Source organism: Streptomyces sp. NPDC058401 (assembly GCF_042722885.1).
Lineage (GTDB): Bacteria > Actinomycetota > Actinomycetes > Streptomycetales > Streptomycetaceae > Streptomyces.
In genome coordinates this window covers 1-22,349 of the sequence record NZ_JBHXKA010000080.1, presented here as the reverse complement: position 1 = coordinate 22,349, position 22,349 = coordinate 1, and the positions used below count along the sequence as shown (strand labels likewise).

The 22,349-nt window shown below is 72.0% G+C and carries 19 protein-coding genes; 12 read left to right on the top strand and 7 right to left on the bottom strand.

Features of this window, described 5'->3' with window-relative positions; genetic code table 11:
• Positions 1-30: 30 nt before the first annotated feature.
• The 9 genes from ACFWNV_RS26080 (at position 31) to ACFWNV_RS26040 (ending at position 9,578) form a co-directional block, all read left to right on the top strand.
• Entirely contained in the window at positions 31-2,127 is a 2,097-nt protein-coding gene (locus ACFWNV_RS26080; RefSeq protein ID WP_383951635.1) for a protein meaA, read from the top strand.
• Positions 2,124-3,098, top strand: a complete 975-nt coding sequence (locus ACFWNV_RS26075; protein WP_383951632.1) for an HpcH/HpaI aldolase/citrate lyase family protein — start codon at positions 2,124-2,126, stop codon at positions 3,096-3,098. The genes ACFWNV_RS26080 and ACFWNV_RS26075 overlap by 4 nt, the downstream gene beginning before the upstream one ends.
• A gap of 4 nt (positions 3,099-3,102) precedes the next feature.
• On the top strand, positions 3,103-3,615 hold the full coding sequence (locus ACFWNV_RS26070) for a MaoC family dehydratase (protein ID WP_243341651.1): 513 nt from the start codon (positions 3,103-3,105) through the stop codon (positions 3,613-3,615).
• A 4-nt stretch (positions 3,616-3,619) separates the two neighbouring features.
• Entirely contained in the window at positions 3,620-4,825 is a 1,206-nt protein-coding gene (locus ACFWNV_RS26065; protein WP_383951629.1) for an acyl-CoA dehydrogenase family protein, read from the top strand.
• Between the two features lie 185 nt (positions 4,826-5,010).
• Entirely contained in the window at positions 5,011-5,667 is a 657-nt protein-coding gene (locus ACFWNV_RS26060; RefSeq protein ID WP_266885018.1) for a phosphatidylserine decarboxylase, read from the top strand.
• Positions 5,668-5,749: 82 nt separating this feature from the next.
• Positions 5,750-6,532, top strand: a complete 783-nt coding sequence (gene pssA / locus ACFWNV_RS26055; RefSeq protein ID WP_266912559.1) for a CDP-diacylglycerol--serine O-phosphatidyltransferase — start codon at positions 5,750-5,752, stop codon at positions 6,530-6,532.
• 346 nt (positions 6,533-6,878) lie between these two features.
• A complete protein-coding gene (locus ACFWNV_RS26050; RefSeq protein WP_383951624.1) occupies positions 6,879-8,378 on the top strand; it encodes an AlkA N-terminal domain-containing protein in 1,500 nt (499 codons plus the stop codon).
• A gap of 69 nt (positions 8,379-8,447) precedes the next feature.
• Positions 8,448-8,951, top strand: coding sequence for a methylated-DNA--[protein]-cysteine S-methyltransferase (locus ACFWNV_RS26045; RefSeq protein ID WP_383951621.1), 504 nt, complete (start codon positions 8,448-8,450; stop codon positions 8,949-8,951).
• Between the two features lie 84 nt (positions 8,952-9,035).
• Entirely contained in the window at positions 9,036-9,578 is a 543-nt protein-coding gene (locus ACFWNV_RS26040) for a DapH/DapD/GlmU-related protein (protein ID WP_383951618.1), read from the top strand.
• A 58-nt stretch (positions 9,579-9,636) separates the two neighbouring features.
• Here ACFWNV_RS26040 and ACFWNV_RS26035 read toward each other — a convergent pair whose 3' ends face one another.
• The 4 genes from ACFWNV_RS26035 to ACFWNV_RS26020 are packed head-to-tail and all read right to left on the bottom strand — an operon-like array spanning position 9,637 to position 13,042.
• Positions 9,637-10,281 carry a CatB-related O-acetyltransferase gene (locus ACFWNV_RS26035; protein WP_383951615.1) on the bottom strand — a complete coding sequence of 215 codons (645 nt, stop codon included), beginning with the start codon at positions 10,279-10,281 and terminating at the stop codon, positions 9,637-9,639.
• A 2-nt stretch (positions 10,282-10,283) separates the two neighbouring features.
• A complete protein-coding gene (locus ACFWNV_RS26030) occupies positions 10,284-10,712 on the bottom strand; it encodes a hypothetical protein (protein ID WP_383951613.1) in 429 nt (142 codons plus the stop codon).
• Positions 10,713-10,764: 52 nt separating this feature from the next.
• The gene (locus tag ACFWNV_RS26025) at positions 10,765-11,265 is read right to left on the bottom strand and encodes an NUDIX domain-containing protein (protein WP_383951610.1); all 501 of its coding nucleotides are present in this window, start codon (positions 11,263-11,265) and stop codon (positions 10,765-10,767) included.
• Between the two features lie 37 nt (positions 11,266-11,302).
• Positions 11,303-13,042, bottom strand: a complete 1,740-nt coding sequence (locus ACFWNV_RS26020) for a BCCT family transporter (RefSeq protein WP_383951607.1) — start codon at positions 13,040-13,042, stop codon at positions 11,303-11,305.
• Between the two features lie 144 nt (positions 13,043-13,186).
• Here ACFWNV_RS26020 and ACFWNV_RS26015 point away from each other — a divergent pair, with 144 nt between their 5' ends.
• The gene (locus tag ACFWNV_RS26015; protein WP_383951605.1) at positions 13,187-14,335 is read left to right on the top strand and encodes a glycerate kinase; all 1,149 of its coding nucleotides are present in this window, start codon (positions 13,187-13,189) and stop codon (positions 14,333-14,335) included.
• A 307-nt stretch (positions 14,336-14,642) separates the two neighbouring features.
• Here ACFWNV_RS26015 and ACFWNV_RS26010 read toward each other — a convergent pair whose 3' ends face one another.
• Positions 14,643-15,287, bottom strand: coding sequence for a cysteine hydrolase family protein (locus ACFWNV_RS26010; protein WP_383951602.1), 645 nt, complete (start codon positions 15,285-15,287; stop codon positions 14,643-14,645).
• Positions 15,288-15,483: 196 nt separating this feature from the next.
• On the opposite strand from ACFWNV_RS26010, the gene ACFWNV_RS26005 reads away from it, so the two are divergent.
• Together ACFWNV_RS26005 and ACFWNV_RS26000 are read left to right on the top strand one after the other, a co-directional pair.
• Positions 15,484-16,488: a GlxA family transcriptional regulator gene (locus ACFWNV_RS26005; RefSeq protein WP_383951599.1), complete on the top strand. Its 1,005-nt coding sequence runs from the start codon at positions 15,484-15,486 to the stop codon at positions 16,486-16,488.
• The gene (locus ACFWNV_RS26000) at positions 16,485-19,388 is read left to right on the top strand and encodes a SpoIIE family protein phosphatase (RefSeq protein WP_383951596.1); all 2,904 of its coding nucleotides are present in this window, start codon (positions 16,485-16,487) and stop codon (positions 19,386-19,388) included. The genes ACFWNV_RS26005 and ACFWNV_RS26000 overlap by 4 nt, the downstream gene beginning before the upstream one ends.
• A gap of 17 nt (positions 19,389-19,405) precedes the next feature.
• Here ACFWNV_RS26000 and ACFWNV_RS25995 read toward each other — a convergent pair whose 3' ends face one another.
• Complete coding sequence (locus ACFWNV_RS25995; protein WP_383951594.1) at positions 19,406-19,987, bottom strand: GNAT family N-acetyltransferase; 582 nt, start codon at positions 19,985-19,987, stop codon at positions 19,406-19,408.
• 48 nt (positions 19,988-20,035) lie between these two features.
• A complete protein-coding gene (locus ACFWNV_RS25990; protein WP_383951591.1) occupies positions 20,036-22,096 on the bottom strand; it encodes a SpoIIE family protein phosphatase in 2,061 nt (686 codons plus the stop codon).
• Positions 22,097-22,349: the final 253 nt, after the last annotated feature.

The window sequence follows — 22,349 nt, the reverse complement described above, 5'->3', positions numbered from 1 at the left end:
TCCCCTCAAAGGCCAAAGGGACAGCCTGAGATGACAGAGCGCCAGAAGGACCGTCCGTGGCTCATGCGGACGTACGCCGGCCACTCCACGGCCGAGGCGTCCAACGAGCTGTACCGCCGCAACCTCGCCAAGGGCCAGACCGGCCTGTCGGTCGCGTTCGACCTGCCGACGCAGACCGGCTACGACCCCGACCACATCCTCGCCCGCGGCGAGGTCGGCCGGGTCGGGGTCCCGGTCTCCCACCTGGGCGACATGCGGCGGCTGTTCCAGGACATCCCCCTGGAGCAGATGAACACCTCGATGACGATCAACGCCACCGCCATGTGGCTGCTGGCGCTCTACCAGGTGGCCGCCGAGGAGCAGGGCGCGGACATCGCCCAGCTCCAGGGCACCACCCAGAACGACATCGTCAAGGAGTACCTCTCGCGCGGGACGCACGTCTTCCCGCCCGGGCCCTCGCTCCGCCTGACGACGGACATGATCGCGTACACGGTCAACCACATCCCGAAGTGGAACCCGATCAACATCTGCTCGTACCACCTCCAGGAGGCCGGAGCCACGCCGGTCCAGGAGATCTCGTACGCGATGTCCACGGCCATCGCGGTCCTGGACTCGGTGCGCGACTCGGGCCAGGTCCCGCCGGAGCGGTTCGGCGAGGTCGTCGCCCGGATCTCCTTCTTCGTGAACGCGGGCGTCCGCTTCATCGAGGAGATGTGCAAGATGCGCGCCTTCGGCCGCATCTGGGACAAGGTCACCCGCGAGCGCTACGGCATCGAGAACGACAAGCAGCGCCGCTTCCGGTATGGGGTCCAGGTCAACTCCCTGGGCCTGACCGAGGCGCAGCCGGAGAACAACGTCCAGCGGATCGTGCTGGAGATGCTCGCGGTCACCCTCTCCAAGGATGCCCGCGCCCGCGCCGTGCAGCTGCCCGCCTGGAACGAGGCGCTGGGCCTGCCGCGGCCCTGGGACCAGCAGTGGTCGCTGCGCATCCAGCAGGTCCTGGCGCACGAGAGCGACCTGCTGGAGTACGAGGACATCTTCGCCGGCTCGCACGTGATCGAGGCCAAGGTCGAGTCCCTGGTGGCCGAGTGCCTGGCCGAGATCGACCGGATCCAGGAGATGGGCGGCGCGATGGCGGCCGTCGAGTCCGGCTACCTCAAGGGCGAGCTGGTCTCCTCGCACGCCGCGCGGCGGGCCCGGATCGAGGACGGCCAGGACAAGATCGTCGGTGTCAACTGCTTCCAGCAGACCGAGGAGAACCCGCTCACCGCCGACCTGGACGGCGCCATCATGACGGTGGACGGGGCCCTGGAGGCGCAGACCGTCGAGCGCATCGGCCGCTGGAAGGCCGAGCGCCAGGAGTCCTCGGACCGGCAGGGCGGCGGCGACCCGTTCGTCTTCCCCACGGTCATGCAGGCCCTGGACCGGCTCAAGGAGGCCGCCGCCGGGGACGAGAACCTGATGGAGGCCACCCTGGAGTGCGCCCGCGCCGGTGTCACCACCGGCGAGTGGGCGGGCGCGCTGCGCGAGGTGTTCGGGGAGTTCCGGGCGCCGACCGGGGTCTCCTCGGCCCCGGTGGCCGTGACCGCCGAGGAGGGGACCCCCATGGCCCTCGTCCGCGCGAAGGTCTCCCGTACCGCCGACGAGCTGGGCTCCGGCCGGCTGCGCCTGCTGGTCGGCAAGCCCGGCCTGGACGGGCACTCCAACGGCGCCGAGCAGATCGCCGTACGGGCCCGCGACGCCGGTTTCGAGGTGGTCTACCAGGGCATCCGGCTGACCCCCGAGGAGATCTCCTCGGCGGCCCTGGCCGAGGACGTGCACTGCGTGGGACTGTCCATCCTGTCCGGCTCGCACAGCGCGCTCGTCCCGGACGTGCTGGAACGGCTCCGCGCGGCGGGGGCGGGTGACATCCCGGTCGTGCTCGGCGGCATCATTCCGAATGCCGACGCCGTGGCCCTCAAGAAGGCCGGGGTGGCGGCGGTCTTCACCCCGAAGGACTTCGGGATCACGGAGATCATCGGCCGTATCGTCGACGAGATCCGCAGGGCCAACAAGCTCCACCCGCTCGGCGACGCCGACGAGATCCTCACCACTGACACCCTTGCAAGCACGGAGGTCCCCGCATGACCACGCCCTCTTCCCCGGTCAACCGGCTCCGGCCGCGCCGCTCCTGCCTCGCGGTACCGGGTTCCAACCCCCGGTTCCTGGAGAAGGCCCAGGGCCTGCCGGCCGACCAGGTCTTCCTGGACCTGGAGGACGCCTGCGCCCCGCTGGCCAAGGAAGGCGCCCGCCACACGATCGTGGACGCGCTGAACCAGGGCGACTGGACCGGCAAGACCCGCGTGGTGCGCGTCAACGACTGGACCACGCACTGGACGTACCGCGATGTGATCACGGTCGTCGAGGGTGCCGGCCAGAACCTCGACTGCATCATGCTGCCGAAGGTCCAGGACGCCCAGCAGGTCGTGGCGCTCGACCTGCTCCTGACGCAGATCGAGAAGACGATGGGCTTCGAGGTCGGCAAGATCGGCATCGAGGCGCAGATCGAGAACGCCAAGGGCCTGGTGAACGTCGACGCGATCGCCGCCGCCTCGCCGCGACTGGAGACCATCATCTTCGGGCCGGCCGACTTCATGGCCTCCATCAACATGAAGTCCCTGGTCGTGGGCATGCAGCCGCCCGGCTACGGCGCGGACGCCTACCACTACATCCTGATGCGGATCCTGATGGCGGCCCGCATGCACGACCTCCAGGCGATCGACGGCCCCTTCCTCCAGATCAAGAACGTCGACGGCTACCGCGAGGTCGCCGGACGCGCGGCGGCCCTGGGCTTCGACGGCAAGTGGGTGCTGCACCCCGGCCAGGTCGACGCGGCCAACGAGGTCTTCTCCCCCTCGCAGGAGGACTACGACCACGCCGAGCTGATCCTCGACGCGTACGACTGGTGCACCTCCGAGGCCGGCGGCAAGAAGGGCTCGGCGATGCTCGGCGACGAGATGATCGACGAGGCCAGCCGCAAGATGGCGCTGGTCATCTCGGGCAAGGGCCGCGCCGCGGGCATGCAGCGCACCACCAAGTTCGAGATCCCGGAGGCGTAGCAGCATGCAGTTCGGACGCACCTACGAAGAGTTCGAGATCGGCGCGGTCTACAAGCACTGGCCCGGAAAAACGGTCACCGAGTACGACGACCACCTCTTCTGTCTGCTGACCATGAACCACCACCCGCTCCACATGGACAGCAACTATGCGGAGAACACGACCGACTTCGGCAAGAACGTCGTCGTGGGCAACTACATCTACTCGCTGCTGCTGGGCATGTCGGTGCCGGACGTCTCCGGCAAGGCCATCGCCAACCTGGAGATCGAGTCGCTGCGGCACGTGGCGCCGACCTTCCACGGCGACACGCTCTACGGCGAGACCACGGTCCTCGACAAGACCCCGTCGAAGTCGAAGAACGACCGCGGCATCGTCTACGTGGAGACCAAGGGCTACAAGCAGGACGGCACCCTCGTCTGCGTCTTCCGGCGCAAGGTGATGGTCCCGACCGAGACGTACATCAAGGAGCGCGGCGGCGAGCAGCCCGGCCGCCCCACGCTGAAGGAACAGGGGAAGTAGAACCATGAGCCGACTTGCCCAGACCGCCGGCCTGACGGACGACCAGAGGGACATCCTCAAGACCGTCCGGGAGTTCGTCGACAAGGAGATCATCCCGGTCGCGACCGAGCTGGAGCACCGGGACGAATACCCGCAGCAGATCGTCGACGGCCTCAAGGAACTCGGCCTCTTCGGCCTGATGATCCCTGAGGAGTACGGCGGCCTGGGCGAGTCGCTCCTCACCTACGCGCTGTGCGTCGAGGAGATCGCGCGCGGCTGGATGTCCGTCTCGGGCATCATCAACACGCACTTCATCGTGGCGTACATGCTCAAGCAGCACGGCACCCAGGAGCAGAGGGAGTACTTCCTTCCGCGGATGGCGCTGGGCGAGGTGCGCGGCGCGTTCTCGATGTCCGAGCCGGGGCTCGGCTCCGATGTGTCGGCCATCACCTCCAAGGCGGTGAAGGACGGCGACGAGTACGTCCTGAACGGCCAGAAGATGTGGCTGACGAACGGCGGCACGTCCACGCTGGTGGCCGTTCTGGTGCGCAGTGACGAAGGACACCCGGAGGGCACCGCGCCCCACAAGTCGATGACGACCTTCCTCGTGGAGAAGGAGGCCGGCTTCGGTGAGGTCCGGCCCGGCCTGACCATCCCGGGCAAGATCGACAAGATGGGCTACAAGGGGGTCGACACCACCGAGCTCATCATGGACGGACTGCGCATTCCGGCCAATCGGGTCCTGGGCGGGGCGACCGGCCGAGGGTTTTACCAAATGATGGACGGGGTCGAGGTCGGCCGTGTCAACGTGGCGGCCCGTGGTTGCGGCGTCGCGCAGCGTGCGTTCGAGCTGGGTGTCTCATATGCCCAACAACGTCACACTTTCGGCAAGGCCATCGCCGAGCACCAGGCGATCCAGTTCAAGCTGGCCGAGATGGCTACCAAGGTCGAAGCCGCCCATGCGATGATGGTCAATGCAGCACGCAAAAAGGACTCCGGGGAACGAAACGACCTCGAAGCAGGGATGGCGAAGTACCTCGCCTCCGAGTACTGCAAGGAGGTGGTGGAGGACGCGTTCCGTATCCACGGTGGCTACGGCTTCTCGAAGGAGTACGAGATCGAGCGCCTCTACCGGGAGGCGCCCATGCTGCTCATCGGCGAAGGTACCGCCGAGATCCAGAAAATGATCATCGGGCGACGCCTGCTCGAGGAGTACCGGCTCCAGGGCTGAAAGTCCCTTTTGAGGTAAATCGTCCAGCGGTTTACCGCGAAAGAGTCACTAGCAGTCACTGGCTCACGGCCATCGACTCGGCTTCTGGCTTGCCCAGTTGTTGCGCGCAACCGATAGCATTCCAGTAAAGCCGCCGTCCCGTCCCCCCGTTTACGGCGCGGCATCACCCGCTACGAAGGTCATCCATGCCCCACAGCCAAACCTCTGCACCTCGCGTCGGCCTCCTCGGTGGACGCCTCGCGCGCGGAGCATCGCCGTGGCTTCTGCCGACCGTCGCCACCGCCGCCGTCAGCCTCGTCCGGGCGCGCAAGTCCGGACGCTGGGCGGCAGTGGCCGTGCCCACCACCGCGCTCGCGGCGGGCATGCTGTGGTTCTTCCGCGACCCCGAGCGTGAGATCACGCAGGGCCGGGTCATCTCGCCCGCCGACGGTGTGGTGCAGAGCATCATGCCGTGGAAGGACGGACGCACCCGCGTCGCGATCTTCATGAGCCCCCTGAACGTCCACGTCAACCGGGCGCCCCTCGCGGGCACGGTGACGTCCGTGGAGCACGTCCCCGGTGGATTCGTTCCGGCGTTCAACAAGGAGAGCGAGAACAACGAGCGCGTCGTCTGGCACTTCGACACCGAACTCGGCGACATCGAGATGGTGCAGATCGCCGGCGCCGTCGCCCGTCGCATCGTCCCGTACCTGCCGGCCGGAACCAAGGTGGAGCAGGGCGAACGCATCGGTCTGATCCGCTTCGGCTCCCGCGTCGACATCTACCTCCCCGAGGGCGTCGAGGTCGCGGTCGAGGTCGGACAGGCCACCACCGCGGGGGTGACCCGAATTGACCGTGACTGAACCTGAGACCCCGGCGAACCTGACGACGCCGGCGTCCGGCTGGGTGCCCGAGGCCTCCGAGGAGGAGTCCACCGAGGACGACATGCCGCTGTCACTGCGGCTGTCGATAGCGGACACCCTGACCCTCGGAAACGCGACCTGCGGATTCATGGCGGTGTACTTCACCACCACCGGGATCCTCATCCCGCACCTCACCGGCAGCGGCGAATCGGGCATGGCCCGCAGCAGCGCTGCCACGGCCGTGATACTGATGCTGCTCGCCGCGGTCTTCGACCTCTTCGACGGCATCGTGGCCCGCAAGCTGCGCAGCTCGCCGATGGGCGCGGAGCTGGACAACCTGTCCGACCTCATCAGCTTCGGCCTGGCTCCGGCGTACTTCGTGCTCGTCTACGGCATGGTCGCCGACGACGCGGTACAGAAGATGTCGGCGCTGGCGGCGATCGTCGTCCTCCTGGCAGTCGTCCTGCGCCTCGCGAGATTCAGCTGCGTGGCGATGAAGGACGGCATGTTCCAGGGCATGCCGAGCCCCTTCGGCGCGCTCACGGTCGTCTCGATCGTGCTGCTGGAGCTGCCCTTCATCCCGACCCTGCTGGCGATCGTCGGCGTGGCCTGGCTGATGGTGAGCCGGGTCGAGTACCCCAAGCCGCGGGGTGTCCTCGCGGTGGCGATGCTCAGCTGGATCGTCGCGGCGATGGGCCTGCTGGCCGCGTGGGCGTTCGACGCGCCGGGCGGCGGGCTGCTGCTCCAGACCGGCTGCGCGCTGCAGATCGCTCTGGCGGCGACCATTCCGCTGTTCGCGACGACCCGTCGCGCGAACACCTTCCGCCACAACCGTCGCGAGGCGAGGGCCACCCAGGCCCCGTAGCCTCCCGCCGTACGCAAGGCCCCCGACCGCCGCCCAGGCAGCCGGGGGCCTTCTGCATGCGGGGGCCGCCTGCGCCGTCCCGGAGCGGGCCCGCTGCGCACCCCCTGGACCGCCACTGCGTGGGGCTGGTCCCCTACCCGCCCTTCCCCCGTTCCCCCGGGGCCAGCCCCCGGACCCCCGCTCCTCAAACGCCGGAGGGGCTGGATTTTCGCCGTCGTCAGCCATAACCAGCCCCGCCGGCGTTTGAGGCGCGGGGTCTGGGGCGGAGCCGGAGTGTGGGACGCGCGTACGCTTGGTGTCGGAAAACCGCCAGCCCGGGGACGGCTCGCCCGGGAGGATGGGAGCCATGTACACCGATACGGAGCGTTGCGTACGGGCCGTCCAGTCGAAGGACGCGCGGTTCGACGGCTGGTTCTTCACCGCCGTGAGGACCACCGGGATCTACTGCCGCCCCAGCTGCCCCGCCGTACCGCCCAAGGTCGAGAACATGACCTTCCTGCCCAGCGCCGCAGCCTGCCAGCAGAGCGGGTACCGGGCCTGCAAGCGGTGCCGGCCCGACACCTCCCCCGGCTCCCCCGAGTGGAACGCCCGCGCCGACGCCGTCGCCCGCGCCATGCGCCTCATCCAGGACGGGGTGGTGGACCGCGAGGGCGTCCCGGGGCTGGCCTCGCGGCTCGGGTACTCCGCCCGTCAGGTGGAGCGGCAGCTGGGTGCCGAGCTCGGCGCCGGGCCGCTCGCCCTGGCCAGGGCCCAGCGCGCGCAGACCGCCCGGCTGCTCATCGAGACCTCCGGGCTCCCGATGGGCGACATCGCCTTCGCCGCCGGGTTCTCCTCGATCCGGACCTTCAACGACACCGTCCGCGAGGTCTTCGCCCTGGCTCCGAGCGAGCTCCGGGCGCGGGCGGCAGGCCGGGGGGCCGCCCCGGGCGCCGGTCCAGGAGCCGCCCAGGTGCCGGGCACCATCAGCCTGCGGCTGCCCTTCCGTGCCCCGCTCACCCCCGACAACCTCTTCGGCCACCTCGCCGCGACCGCGGTCCCCGGGGTCGAGGAGTGGCGGGCGGGCGCCTACCGCCGCACGCTGCGGCTGCCGTACGGCACCGGCGTCGTCGCACTCACCCCGCGGCCCGACCACATCGGCTGCCGGCTCGCCCTCACCGACCTGCGCGACCTCACCATCGCCATCAGCCGCTGCCGGCGGCTCCTGGACCTCGACGCGGACCCCGAGGCCGTGGACGAGCAGCTGCGCGCGGACCCGCTGCTGGCCCCGCTCGTGGCCAAGGCTCCCGGCCGGCGGGTGCCGCGTACCGTCGACGCGGAGGAGTTCGCCGTACGGGCGGTGCTCGGCCAGCAGGTGTCCACCGCGGCGGCCCGTACGCACGCGGCCCGCCTGGTGCGGGCGCTCGGCGAGCCGGTGGCCGACCCCGACCCGGAGGGCGGGCTGACCCACCTGTTCCCCACCTCGCAGGCGCTGGCCGGACTGGATCCGGAGTCCCTGGCCCTGCCGCGGAGCCGGCGGACCACCTTCACCACGCTCGTCTCGGCCCTCGCCGACGGCTCGCTCCCGCTCGGCATCGACAGCGACTGGGAGGCGGCCCGCGCACGGCTGGGGGCGCTGCCCGGCTTCGGGCCGTGGACCACCGAGATCATCGCGATGCGGGCGCTGGGCGACCCGGACGCGTTCATCCCCTCCGACCTGGGGATCCGGCGGGCCGCGAAGGGGCTCGGGCTGCCGTCCACGCCCGCGGCGCTGACGGCCCGGGCCGCGCACTGGCGGCCCTGGCGCGCGTACGCCGTGCAGTACCTGTGGGCCACCGAGGACCACGCGATCAACGTCCTGCCCGCCTGAGCCGCCTGAACCCGCCCCGGACACCCCGACCCCGACCGACTTCCGAGGAGTACGAGCATCATGAGCATCATGAGCAGCAGCACCAAGCAGCACACCGTCGTGGACAGCCCCTACGGGCCGCTGACCCTCGTCGCCGCCGACGGGGTCCTGTGCGGGCTCTACATGACCGGGCAGCGCCACCGTCCGGCCGAGGAGGCCTTCGGGGAGCGCGTCACGGCGGAGGAGGCCCCCTTCCCGGAGGTGGTGCGGCAGCTGACCGCGTACTTCGCCGGGGAGCTCACCGATTTCGACCTGCCGGTGCGGCTGGAAGGCACCGAGTTCCAGCGCAGCGTGTGGGAGCAGCTCGTACGGATCCCCTACGGGCAGACCTGGTCGTACGGGGAGCTGGCCGCGAAGCTCGGCAAGCCGAACGCCTCGCGCGCGGTGGGGCTGGCCAACGGGAAGAACCCGGTCAGCATCGTGGTGCCGTGCCACCGCGTCATCGGGGCGTCCGGCTCCATGACGGGCTACGGCGGCGGCGTCGACCGCAAGGTGCGCCTGCTGGCCTTCGAGTCCGGGGCCGAGCAGCTCTAGATCTCCGGATTTCAGATCTCAGATCTCAGATGATGGTTTTCCAGATGATGGTTTTCCAGCCGGTACACCCGAGGGGTTCACGGAATGCCCAGCGACCGTCTCATGCGCATCCACAGCACCGAGTTCCAGGACATGGCCGCCAGGGTCCTGCGCGTCACCGGGCTCACCTCCCGCCTGAACGTCCTGCCCTTCGAGGACGAAGCCGGCAAGGCGGAGCTGTTCGAACAGATCCTCGGCAAGCCGCTGCCGCCGGGAGTCACGATCTATCCGCCCTTCTACACGGACCACGGCCTTCACCTCGACCTCGCGGAGCGGGTGTTCATCAACCAGAACTGCACGTTCCTGGATTACGCCGGCATCCGGCTCGGCAAGCGGGTCATGGTCGGCCCGAAGGTCACGTTCATCACCAGCGGCCACCCCGTCGACCCCGAGGAGCGCCGGCTCTACCTGACGGGCGCGCCCATCGACGTGGCGGAGAACGTGTGGATCGGTGCCGGTGCCACGATTCTGCCCGGCGTCAGCATCGGCCGTGATGCCGTGATCGCCGCCGGCGCCGTCGTGGCCGAGGACGTTCCGCCGGCGAGCCTGGTGACCGGCCGGAAGGCCACCGTGCACCGGCAGTGGTGAAGGCCTCTCCGAGGCCGGGGCCGCGACCGGGCCTCGGGGCCGGGCGGCCGGCCCCGGCTCAGGCCTGCGGTGCGATGGCCTCCAGGTCCGCGACCGTGCCGGACATGAGGGCGCGGACGTGCCGGGTGAGGTGCTCCGCGGGCCAGTCCCACCAGGCCAGGGCGAGCAGGCGGGCGATCTCCTGGTCGCTGTGGCGGGTGCGGATGAGGGTGGCCGGGTTGCCGCCGACGATCCCGTAGTCGGGGACGTCGTCCACGACCACGGCTCCGGCGGCGACGATCGCGCCGTGCCCGATGCGCACCCCGGGCATGACCATGGCCCCGTAGCCGATCCAGACGTCGTTGCCGACGACGGTGTCGCCCCGGCCGGGGAGCCCGGCGAGCAGGTCGGCGTGCCCGGCCCAGGACCCGCCCATGATGGGGAAGGGGAAGGTGGAGGGGCCGTCCATCCGGTGGTTGGCGCCGTTCATGAGGAACCGGACCCCGGTGCCCAGGGCGCAGAACTTCCCGATGACCAGCTTCTCGGGCCCGTAGTGGTAGAGCACGTTGCGGGTCTCGAAGGCGGTGGGATCGTCCGGGTCGTCGTAGTAGGAGTACTCCCCCGCCTCGATCAGCGGGGAGGTCACCAGCGGCTTGAGCAGGACCACGCGCGGCTGCCCGGGAACGGGGTGGAGCACCGTCGGGTCCGCGGGGAGGAGGTCCACGGCTAGATCACCACCAGCGGGACCAGCAGCGCGAAGGCGGCGCCGGCTTCGACCGCGTAGCCGTACAGGGACGGGTGCTGGACGGGGGCCGCGAGCAGGACCACGCTCTGCTGGGCGGCGGCCGCGCCCACCCACTCGGCGTCCGCGCCGAGGCCGCCCTGGTACCAGCCCTCGCAGGCGCCGGGGCCGGTGACGGCGAGGACGTCGTCCTCGCGGCGGTAGAAGGCCTGCCAGCCCGCGGCCGGCACGGACCAGGCCTCGAAGTCGGTGAACTGGGCCCAGCCGCCGTCACGGATCGCGGCGTCGAACATCCAGACCGGCACCCCTTCGGGGGTGACCTCGCCGCCCTCCTGCTGATCGGTCGTGAAGTGGACCATGGGCAGGGCGTCGGGCCCGTCGGCGGTGCTGGGCCAGGCGTACATCGTGATCATTTGCTGGATTCTGTCCTGCTCGGTGTAGGCACGGAATAACGAGCGGGACGGGCTACGAGGCCTGCGGCCTGCGGCCGTTCTCCAGCTCCACGGTGCCTTCGCCGGTCCGCAGGACCCGGCACGCCTCCGCGGTGCGCAGGCCCAGGGAACCGAGCAGATGGCCCGTCAGCTCGGCCTCCTCCACCAGCCGCCACGAGAGCAGCTCCTCCTCCTGGAGCTTGATGGAGGCGAGTTGCGCCGCGTCGAGCACGCCGCCGTCGTAGAGGTACGCGACGAGCGGGGGCCGGCCCTCGCCGGTCGACCAGTCGACGGCGAGCAGCCGGCCGAGCGGCACGTCGATGCCGATCTCCTCGGCGCTCTCCCGGCGGGCGGCCGTGCGCGGGGACTCCCCCGTGTCCGACTCGACGGTGCCTCCCGGCAGGGCCCAGCCCTCCCGGTAGTTGGGCTCGACGAGGAGCACCCGGCCCTCGGCGTCCCGGAACAGCGCGGCCGCTCCGGCCAGCACCCGGGGCAGGCTCGCGATGTAGGTGGCGTAGTCATCGGTGGTGGTCACGCCGCAACCCTACCCAGCCGCCCCGGCTGCCCGGGGATCACTCCTCCCCGGCGGCTCCGCCCGGCGGGCCGTCCTCGCGGTCGCGGTTCCTCGACTCCACCACGCGGCGCAGGCGCGGGTGGCGGGCCGGGCCCTGTTCGGTGATGGCGTCGCCGACCATGGCCTTGACCGCGTCCCGGAGTCCGTGGAGGGCGTGGTGGCGGACGGGGCCCGCCCCCGGGTCCTCGCGCAGTTCCTTCACCAGGGCCCAGCACAGGAGCAGCATCACGACCACGAACGGCAGCGCGACGAGGATGGTGGCCGTCTGGAGGGACTTCAGGCCGCCCGCGACGAGGAGCACGGCGGCCACGGAGGCCATCAGGACGCCCCAGGTGACCACGAGCCAGGTCGGCGGGTGCAGGGAGCCGCGGCTGGTGAGCGAGCCCATGACGAGGGAGGCGGAGTCGGCGCTGGTGACGAAGTACGTCATCACCAGGAGCATGGCGATCCACGAGGTGACGGTGCCGAGCGGGAGCGCGTCGAGCATCGCGAAGAGCGAGGCCTCGGTGCCCTCCTTGGCCTTGGCGGCCATGTCGGCGACGCCGGTGGAGTCGAGGCGGATCGCGGTGCCGCCCATGACGCAGAACCAGACGACGGTGGCGCCGCTGGGCACCAGGAGCACGCCGACGAGGAACTCGCGGATGGTGCGGCCGCGCGAGATGCGGGCGATGAAGGTGCCGACGAAGGGGGCCCAGGAGAGCCACCACGCCCAGTAGAAGATCGTCCACGCGCCGAGCCACTCGCTGTCGGTGAAGGCGCCGGTGCGGGTGGCCATCGGGAGCAGCTCGTGCAGGTAGCTGCCGACGCTCGCCGGGATCACGTCGAGGATGTAGACGGTCGGGCCGAGGACGAAGACGAAGGCCATCAGGGCCCCGGCGAGCACGATGTTGATCGTGCTGAGCCATTTGACGCCCTTGTGCAGCCCGGAGAAGGCGGACAGGACGAAGGCGGCCGACAGGGATCCGATGATGATCAGCTCGACCGTGGTCGAGTCCTCGATCCCCGTCGTGAGGTTGAGCCCCTTGGCGACCTGGAGGGCGCCGAGGCCGAGGCTGGTGGCGGTGCCGAAGACGGTCGCGAAGACGGCGAGCAGGTCGATGGCCTTGCCGGGCCAGCCGTTGGCCCGTTCCTCGCCCATGAGGGGGACGAAGGCGGAGCTGAGGCGGTTGCCGCGGCCCTTGCGGAAGGTCGCGTAGGCGAGGGCCAGGCCGGCGATGCCGTAGATGGCCCAGGGGGTGAGGGTCCAGTGGAAGAAGGAGTAGTCGAGCGCGGCGCGGGCGGAGTCGCCGGTGCCGGGGGCCGCGCCGGAGGCCGGGGGCGGATTCAGGTAGTGGGTGAGCGGCTCGCCCACGCCGTAGAACATGAGCCCGATGCCCATGCCGGCGCTGAACATCATCGCGATCCACGCGAGGTTCGTGAACTCCGGCTCCGAATCGTCCTTGCCGAGGCGGATCCGGCCGAAGCGGCTGATCGCGAGCACGACGCACATGACGAGGAACACATCGGCGGCGATCACGAAGAGCCACGCGAAGTTGCTCAGCACCCAGGCCAGGGCGGTGCTCGACGCCGAGTCGAAGGAACTCTTCCCGAGCGCCGCCCAGGCGACCACGGCCAGGACGGAGATCACTCCGATGGTGACGACGGTGCGGTCGGGAGTGCCGTCAGGGCCGTCGGCAGGACCTGCGGACCCTCCACCTGGGGAATCCGGACGTGGCTGTTCCAGTGAATCCGTGCTCATGCGGCCACACTATGCAGGCGTATATCCCTATTTAGGGGTATGCCGCGCCGCGTGTGGCCCAGGCCACGCATGGGCATAGGAGGATCCTCCGGATAGGCTCAGGGGTGGCGCGACTGCACTGTTCGATAGCAAGGGATTAGCAAGGTGACGGACGGAGCAGTAACTGAGACCGCGCGCGTGCTCATCGCCGCGGACAAATTCAAGGGCTCGCTCACGGCCGTTCAGGTCGCGGAGCGGGTGACGGCCGGCCTTCGCAAGGCCGTACCGGGCGTGGAGATCGAGACCCTCCCCGTCGCGGACGGCGGCGACGGTACGGTCGCGGCCGCCGTGGCCGCCGGTTTCGAACGCCGGGAAGTACGGGTCACCGGACCGCTCGGTGACCAGGTCACGGCCGCTTTCGCACTGCGCGAGGGCACCGCGGTGGTCGAGATGGCAGAGGCCTCCGGGCTCCAGCTGCTGCCGGCGGGTGTCTTCGCCCCGCTGACGGCGACCACCTACGGCTCCGGCGAACTGCTGAAGGCCGCACTCGACGCGGGAGCGCGCTCGATCGTCTTCGGTGTGGGCGGCAGCGCCACCACCGACGGCGGCGCGGGCATGCTGGCCGCGCTGGGCGCGGTGTTCCTGGATGCGAACGGTGAACCGGTCGGTCCGGGCGGCGGCGCGCTGGCCGGTCTGGCCTCGGCCGACCTGTCCGGCGTCGACCCCCGCATCAAGGAGATCGACTTCGTCCTGGCGAGCGACGTGGACAACCCGCTGACGGGTCCGAAGGGCGCTCCGGCGGTCTACGGCCCGCAGAAGGGGGCGTCGCCCGAGGACGTGGCGACGCTCGACGCGGCGCTCGCGCACTTCGCGGTGGTCCTGGAGAAGTCGATCGGCTCCCTGGCCGCCGAGGCGGCGGTTTCGCCCGGCGCGGGCGGAGCGGGCGGCATCGGCTACGGAGCGCTGCTGCTCGGCGCCTCCTTCCGTCCCGGCATCGAGCTGATGCTCGAGGTGCTCGGCTTCGCGCCGGCGCTGGAGCGGGCCACGCTGGTCATCACCGGCGAGGGTTCGCTGGACGAGCAGACCCTGCACGGCAAGGCTCCGGCCGGTGTCGCGGCGGCGGCTCGTGCGGCGGGCAAGCCCGTCGTCGCGGTCTGCGGCCGCCTGCTGCTCTCGCAGGAGGCCCTCCAGGCCGCCGGCATCCAGCGGGCCTACCCGCTGACGGATCTGGAGCCCGACCCGGCGGTGAGCATCCCGAACGCGGGGCCGCTGCTGGAGCGGGTGGCGGAGAACATCGCGGCCGACGTCCTCTGACGGCGCCCGCCCTCACCACCGGCGGCCCGGATCCCCTGACGGGGGGTCCCGGCCGCCGGCGTGTACGGGGCCTGCGGCGCGGCCGGGGCCTGGCGGGCCAGGGCCTGGGGGATGTCCCCTACCCGCCCTTCGCCCGTTCCCCGGGGCTCCGCCCCAGACCCCGCTCCTCAAGCTGGATATACCGGGCGTCAGCCAAATTCAGCCCCTCCGGCGTGTGAGGAGCGGGGGTCCGGGGGCTGGCCCCCGGGGAACGGGCGAAGGGCGGGTAGGGGACTCCGCCCCGCGCAGCGGGACGCCCGGAGACGGGTCAGGGCCGGGGGGTGCGGGCCGCGGTCACGAGTTCCGCGGTGGTGACGATGCGGGCGAAGCCGCCGCCCTGGAGGTTGACCGCGGTGGCGGTGGCGAGCTGGTCGGCCGTCAGCCGGGCCGCGTCCGGGCCGGCTTCGGCGGCCAGGTCGAAGGTGTGCGTGGCATCGAGCGGCACGAGGACCTCGTAGCCCAGGTTCCCGGCCATCCGGGCGGTGGTCTCGACGCACATGTTCGTCTGGATCCCGGCGATGACGAGCTGGCCGACGCCCTGGGCGGTGAGCCAGTCGGCGAGGTCCGGGGTGCCGTAGAAGGAGGAGTTCACGGACTTGGTGATGTGCAGCGCGGCCCGGCCTGCCCGCTCGGCGACGAACTCCTTGAGGGCGTAGCCGGGCCGGTCCGGCGCGAGGACGGAGCCGGGGGTGCGGGAGGCGTGCTGCACGAGCACGAGCGGGCGGCCGGTCTCCTGCCAGGCGTCCATCAGCGCGGCGATGTTCCCCTCGGCGGCCGGGTTGTTGCGCGGCCCCCAGAACTCGGCGTCGTCGAAGCCCTGTTGGACGTCGATGATCAGCAGGGCGCTGTTCGCAGCGATCTCCACAAGGGTTTCGGTGGCGGTCGTGGTCGCGGTCTCGGTCTCGTTCGTCATGCCCTCATCCTCGGCGGCTCCGCTTCCGCGCAACAGCACCACCGGGCCCGCGAACCGATGGGATCCTGCCACCCTGGCAGGACCGGGCCCGATGAGGCCCGAAGCCCTGCTCCGCCGCAGGTCGGAGGCCTCCCGGTGGATTCCGCAGGGGGCTCGGCCCTCCCCTTGGGCGGGGCCTCCGTGGCAGACTCACGCCATGCACCGCGTTGCGATCGTCGTTCAGCCCGGCATCCGCGCTTTCGACCTGGCCGTCATCACCGAGGTCTGGGGGCATGACCGCGGCCACCGCGGGGTACCGCCCTTCGAGCTGCGCCGGTGCGCCCTGGAGACCGGCCCGATCCCGCTCCCCGGAGGGCTGACCCTGACCCCGGACCGCGGGCTCGACTGGCTCGCCCGCTCCGACCTCGTCGTGGTCCCCGCGCTGGACCGGCCCTGCGATCCGACGCCCGAGCCGGTCCTCGCCGCCCTGCGGGACGCCCACGCCCGGGGCATCCCGGTGGCCGCCCTGTGCGCCGGTGCCTTCATCCTCGCCGAGGCCGGGCTGCTGGCGGGCCGCCGGGCCGTGACCCACTGGTCGCTGGCCCCGGCCCTGGCCGGGCGGTACCCGGCCGTGCGCGTCGAGGAGGCCCCGCTCTACGTCGGGGACGACGGGCTGTGGACCTCCGCCGGGGTCGCCTCCGGAATCGACCTCTGCCTGCACCTGGTCCGCGAGGCCCACGGCTCCGAGGCGGCCGCCACCATTGCCCGCGCGATGGTGACCGGGCCCTTCCGCACCGGCGAGCACGCCCAGTACCTGGACCGCCCGACCCCGGTCGCCGACCGGACCGCCGAGGCGCTGGCCCTCGTACGGGAGCGGGCGCTCGGGCGGCTGCACGAGGCGCTGGACGTGGCCACCCTGGCCCGGTGGGCCGGGATGTCGCCGCGGTCCTTCGCCCGGCACTTCGCCGCGGCGACCGGCACCACCCCGCACAAATGGCTGCTGGGTCACCGTCTGGACGAAGCCCGCAAACTGCTGGAGCGCACGGATCATCCGGTCACCGAGGTGGCCCGGCGGGCCGGATTCGCCAGCGAGGTCACCTTCCGCCAGCACTTCACCTCGTACGTGGGCACGAGTCCCCGCGCGTACCGCGCGGCCGCCACCGCCCCGGGGCCCCCGGGGCCTCCCCCAAACCACGCCGACAGTGTTAGAAATGGCTCATGACCGGACGTTTTGGCCTACCCAGGGGCTCTGAGGGAGCGCCCGGGGACAGGCCCCCGCCCGAGGACGGGTCCCCACCCGGTTCCGGGCCCGGGGACGTACCCGGAACCGGGCCCGGGGACGCCCCCGGCCGCAGTCGCGTGCGCCGCCTCGCACACCGCCTCGCCCGCCCCTTCTCCCGGCTGCTCTCCCACCTCTCGCTCGGCGCCCGCAGCGTCGCCGGCCAGGTCTTCGCCCTCCAGGCCGTCCTCGTACTGGTGCTGATCACGGCAGCCGCCACGGCCCTGTTCTTCCAGGCCCGCTACGACAGCCAGCGCGACGCCCGCAACCGCTCCCTCGCCGCCGCCGAGGCCTTCGCGCACGCCCCCGGCCTCCCGGCGGCCCTGGAGTCCGCCGACCCCACCGCCGTGCTCCAGCCGCTGGCCGAGGACGCCCGCCGGGCCTCGGGCGTCGATTTCATCGCCGTCATGACCACCGACGGGATCCGGTACACCGACTCCCGCCCCGAGCTGATCGGCCAGCGAGCCACCGGTGACCTCTCCCGGGCCGCCGCCGGACAGGCCTTCACCGAGACCTTCGAGGGGAAGCCGAGCGACGTGGTCCGCGCCGTGGTCCCCGTACGGGACTCCGCGGGCGCGGTGGTCGGCCTGGTCGCCACCGGCATCGAGGTCGGGAACGTCGGCGACGGGGTCGAGGGCCAGCTGCCCCTGCTCCTCGGCGCCGCCACCGGCGCCCTGCTCCTCGGCACCGGCGGCGCGGCCCTCGTCAGCCGACGGCTGCGGCGCCAGACCCGGGGCCTCGGCGAGGCCGAGATGACCCGGATGAACGAACACCACGAAGCGGTTCTGCACGCCGTCCGCGAGGGCGTCCTGATCATCGACGCCGAAGGCCGGCTGCTGCTCGCCAACGACGAGGCCCGCCGCCTCCTCGACCTGCCCGCCGACGCCGAGCTGCGGCACGTGGGCGAGCTCGGCCTCGATCCGCCCACGGCCGCGCTGCTGGCCTCCGGGCGGTCCGCCACCGACGAGGTCCACCGGGCCGGCGACCGGCTCCTCGCCGTGAACGTACGCCCCACCACGCCCTACGGGGGCCGCCCGTCCGGCACCGTGACCACCCTGCGCGACTCCACCGAGCTCGCCGCGCTCTCCGGCCGGGCCGCGGTGGCCCGCGACCGGCTCCAGCTGCTCTACGACGCCGGGGTGCGCATCGGGACCACCCTGGACGTGGTGCGCACCGCCGAGGAGCTCTCCGAGGTCGCGGTCCCGCGGTTCGCGGACTTCGTCACCGTCGAGCTGCTGGAGCCGGTACTGCGCGGCGAGGAGCCCGGCGGCGGCACGCACACCGAGATGCGCCGGGCCGCCATCAGCGGGATCCGCGCCGAATCCCCGCTCCAGCCGGTGGGCGACGTCATCCGCTTCGTGGTGGCGACCGCGCCGATGTCGGCGGCCCTGGACTCCGGGAGGGGGGTGCTCGCGGCCGATCTGACGGCCGCCGTCGGCTGGCGGGCCCAGGACCACGACGGCACCCGGGTGGCCCTGGACTACGGGCTGCACTCGCTGATCTCCGTACCGCTCCAGGCCCGCGGGGTGGTCCTCGGCATGGCCAACTTCTGGCGGGCCGACACCCCCGAGCCCTTCGACGACGAGGACCTGTCCTTCGCCGAGGAGCTGGCGGCGCGGGCCGCGGTCTCCATCGACAACGCCCGCCGCTTCACGCGCGAGCACGCGGTGGCGGTGACCCTGCAGCGCAGCCTGCTGCCGCGGGTGCTGCCGGACCTGAGCGCCGTGGACGTCGCCTTCCGGTACCTGCCCGCGAAGGCGGGGGTGGGCGGTGACTGGTTCGACGTGATCCCGCTCGCCGGGGCCCGGGTCGCCCTCGTCGTCGGCGACGTGGTGGGGCACGGGGTGCACGCCGCCGCCACCATGGGCCGGCTGCGGACCGCGGTGCACAACTTCTCCACGCTCGACATGCCGCCCGACGAGCTGCTGGGCCACCTCGACGAGCTGATCGACCGGATCGACCAGGACGAGTTCGCGGCCGATGAAGGTTTCGGGGAAGGCGAGTCCGCGGGCGTCACCGGCGCCACCTGCCTGTACGCGGTGTACGACCCGGTGTCCGGCCACTGCGCCATGGCCAGCGCCGGTCACCCCGGCCCGGCCCTGGTCGGGCCCGACGGGCGGGTCGAGTACCCCGAGCTGCCGATCGGGCTGCCGCTGGGCGTCGGCGGGATGCCCTTCGAGGCCGTGGAGCTGCAGCTGCCGGAGGCGAGCCGGCTCGTGCTGTTCACCGACGGGCTGCTGGAGGACCGCGACCGGGACTTCGACACCGGCCTGGCGCTGCTGACCGAGGCCCTGTCGCGGCCGGACCGCAGCCCCGACCAGGCCTGCGCCGACGTGCTGGCCGCGCTGCTGTTCCCGGTGCCGAGCGACGACATCGCCCTGCTCGTCGCCGACACCCGGCGGCTCCCGGCCGGGCAGATCGCGGAGTGGGAGGTGCTCCCGGACCCCTCGGACGTGTCCCGGGTCCGCCGCGCGGGCTCCGCGCAGCTCACCGCGTGGGGCCTGGGGGACGTGACCTTCACCGCCGAGCTCATCCTCAGCGAGCTGATCACCAACGCCATCCGCTACGGGACCGCGCCGATCCGGGTCCGGCTGCTCCGCGACCGCACCCTGATCTGCGAGATCTCCGACGGCAGCAGCACCTCTCCGCACCTGCGGTACGCGGCCACGACCGACGAGGGCGGGCGCGGCCTGTTCCTGGTCGCCCAGTACGCGGAGCGCTGGGGCACCCGCTACACGGACCGCGGCAAGGTGATCTGGGCGGAGCTCCCCCTGACGGGCGCGGCCGAGCCGCCGCCCCCGCCCGTCGTGGACCTGGAGGCCCTGGAGGACCTGGCCTGGTAGCGGGCGGGGGCGGCGGCTCAGAGCCGGGCGGCCAGCCGGGCCTTGGCCTGCGGCCATTCGTCGGCCAGCAGGGAGAAGTACACGCTGTCGCGCCAGGTGCCGTCCGGGCGGCGGCGGTGGCGGCGCAGGACGCCTTCGCGCTGCGCCCCGAGGCGGGCGATCGCCGCCTGGGAGCGGGTGTTGAGGTGGTCCGTCTTGAGCTGGACCCGGCCCATGCCCAGGCCTTCGAAGGCGTGGGTGAGCAGGAGCAGCTTGGACTCGGTGTTGACGGCGCTGCGCCAGTACGCGCGCCCGTACCAGGTCCAGCCGATCTCCAGGCGTTCGTTGTCCGGGCTGATGTCGAGGTACGTGGTCCAGCCGACGGCCTTGCCGCTCTCGAGGTGGATGACGGCGAAGGGGAGGTAGTCGCCCGCGAGCACCGCGTCCAGCCGGGCGCCCAGCTCCTCCTGCGACTGCGGGGCGGGGCCTCCCTGCCAGCGCCAGACCTCCTCGTCGCGGCCGCCGGCCTCGTACAGGTCGGGGAGGTGGCTCCGGGTCAGGGGCTCCAGGCGGACGTGGCGGCCTGTGAGGATGACGGGGGACGGCGACTTGGCAGACATGGGAGAGAAAGTAACCCGTGACTGCACTAGCTACAAACTGTTATTGCGCTAGTGCGTTGGGAGCATCCGGGCCAGCAGCACCGCCACGTCGTCCTGCGGGGCCTCCGGGAGCAGGCGCTCCAGGATCGTGTCGCACAGGGCCTCCAGCGGCTCCCCCGCGCCCCTCAGGGCGCCCGCGAGCCCGGCCATCCCCTCGTCCAGGTCCCGGTCCCGGGACTCGATGAGCCCGTCCGTGTAGAGCACGAGCAGGCTGCCCGGATCGAGCCGGACCTCCTGCGTGCGGAACTCCCGGCCGCCCGTGCCGAGGGGGGTTCCCGGCGGGCCGTCCAGGAAGGTCACGGCTCCGCCGGCCGTGACCACGGCCGGCGGCGGGTGGCCGGCCCGGGCGATGACGCAGGCGCCCGTCACCGGGTCGTGGACGGCGTACACGCAGGTGGCCATCTCGTCCTCGCCGAGGTCGGCCACCACCGCGTCCAGCGAGCGGAGCATCTCCTCCGGGGAGACCTGGTGCCGCGCCAGGGTCCGTACCGCGGTGCGCAGCTGGCCCATGACCGCGGCCGCGTGGATGCCGTGGCCCATCACGTCGCCGATCACCATGCCGGTCCGGCCGTCCGGCAGCGCGATCACGTCGAACCAGTCCCCGCCGACGTCGTGGTCGCTGGCCGGCAGGTAGCGGCCGGTCAGCTCCAGCCCGGCGACCTCGGGCAGCGCGTTGTTGGTGAGGCTGCGCTGCAGCGTCAGGGCCGCCGCGCGCTGGGTGGTGTACATCCGGGCGTTGTCGATGTTCAGGGCCGCCCGGGCGACCACCTCGTCGATCAGCACGCAGTCCTCGTGGTCGAAGGCCTCGCGCCCGCGCAGCCGGGTCACCACCACCACCCCGAGCACCCGGCCGCGGGCCACCAGCGGGACCATCCGGGCGCAGCCCAGGGTGGCGAGGTAGGCGCGCAGCGCGGCCGCGCGCGGATCCCTGATCAGGGCCGGGATGTCGGCCGTGAAGAGGTTCATGGCCTGGCCCTCGGTGATCACCAGCTCGTAGGCGGTGTGCGCCGGGATCTGGAAGGTCTGCCCGGCGACCAGTTTGGCGGTCGGGGCGGCCGGGTCCGGGAAGAGGGCGGCGAGGCGGCGCAGCACGCCCCGGGTGGACGCGCCGGCCTCGTCCGGATCCAGTACCGCCTCCAGGAGCTGTACGTCGGCCGAGTCCGCGAGCTGCGGTACCAGCACCTCCACGATCTCCTGGGCCGTCTGCTCCAGGTCGAGCGTGGTGCCGATGCGGGTACCGGCCTCGGAGAGCAGGGCGAACCGGCTGCGGGCCCGCTCCGCCTCCGCCTGGGCGCGCTGCCCGTCGGTGATGTCGATGAGGGAGGCGATCAGGCCGAGCCGGCGCCCGGAGCCGTCCAGCAGCGGGGCGTAGGAGCAGGACCAGGTCCGGTCGTGGTCGGGGTCGGCGGGGGTGCGGCCGGTGCGGCGGACGTCCACGACGGCGGAGCCGCACTCCAGCACCTTGCGCATGAGCCGTTCGAGCGCCGCGGCATTGACCCCGGGTACGACCTCGGTGAGCCGTTTGCCGATGTGCTCGGCGGCGGACACGCCGTTCATCCGGGCGAGGGCGTCGTTGACGCGCAGGAAGCGCAGGTCGGGGCCGAGGGTGCCGAGGCCGATCGGCGACTGGGTGAACAGGCTCTGCAGCGCGGCGAGCGAATCGCGCATCCCCAGGACCTCGGAGGTCTCCACCGCGATCAGCATGGAACCGGTGCGCCCCTGCGGATCGGGGGAGGGCAGGATCCACATCTCCATCGGGACCTGGTGCCCGTCGCGGTGGCGCACGGGCAGGGTGCCGACGACCGTCTCCCCGGCCTGGACCCGGCGGGTCAGCTGGTCGGCGAGCTCGTGGTTGGCGTCGGGGACGAGGACGTCGGAGCCCGGCCGGCCGAGGATGTCCTCGGGGCGGTGGCCTAGCAGGTCCTGGGCGGCCAGCGACCATTCGACGACGCGCCCGTCGGCGTCCTCGCGCCACAGGGCGATCGGCAGCAGCTCGGTCAACACGCCCGCGTACCCGACAGCAGCCACCGGCTGGTCCGGTACCTCGCTCGTCTCCTGGTACGTGTCCAATGCGCCGACCTCACCCCAGGGGGCCCGATTCCTACCGATTCACCCTATCCGAGCCTTCGCCGCCCGGCGCTGTGTCGGGCCGGACGGGCCGCATTCCGGCCCCGGGCGGGGCCGGAGCGGGCGCGCCGGGGCGGGACGGGGGGCGGGCGGACCGAGGCCCCCGCCCCAGCACATAGATCACGCCCCTGGCGGAGAGCCCGACCCTGGAATTGACCTCCATGTCGCGGCTGTCGGCCACGCGCTGACCTTTGGG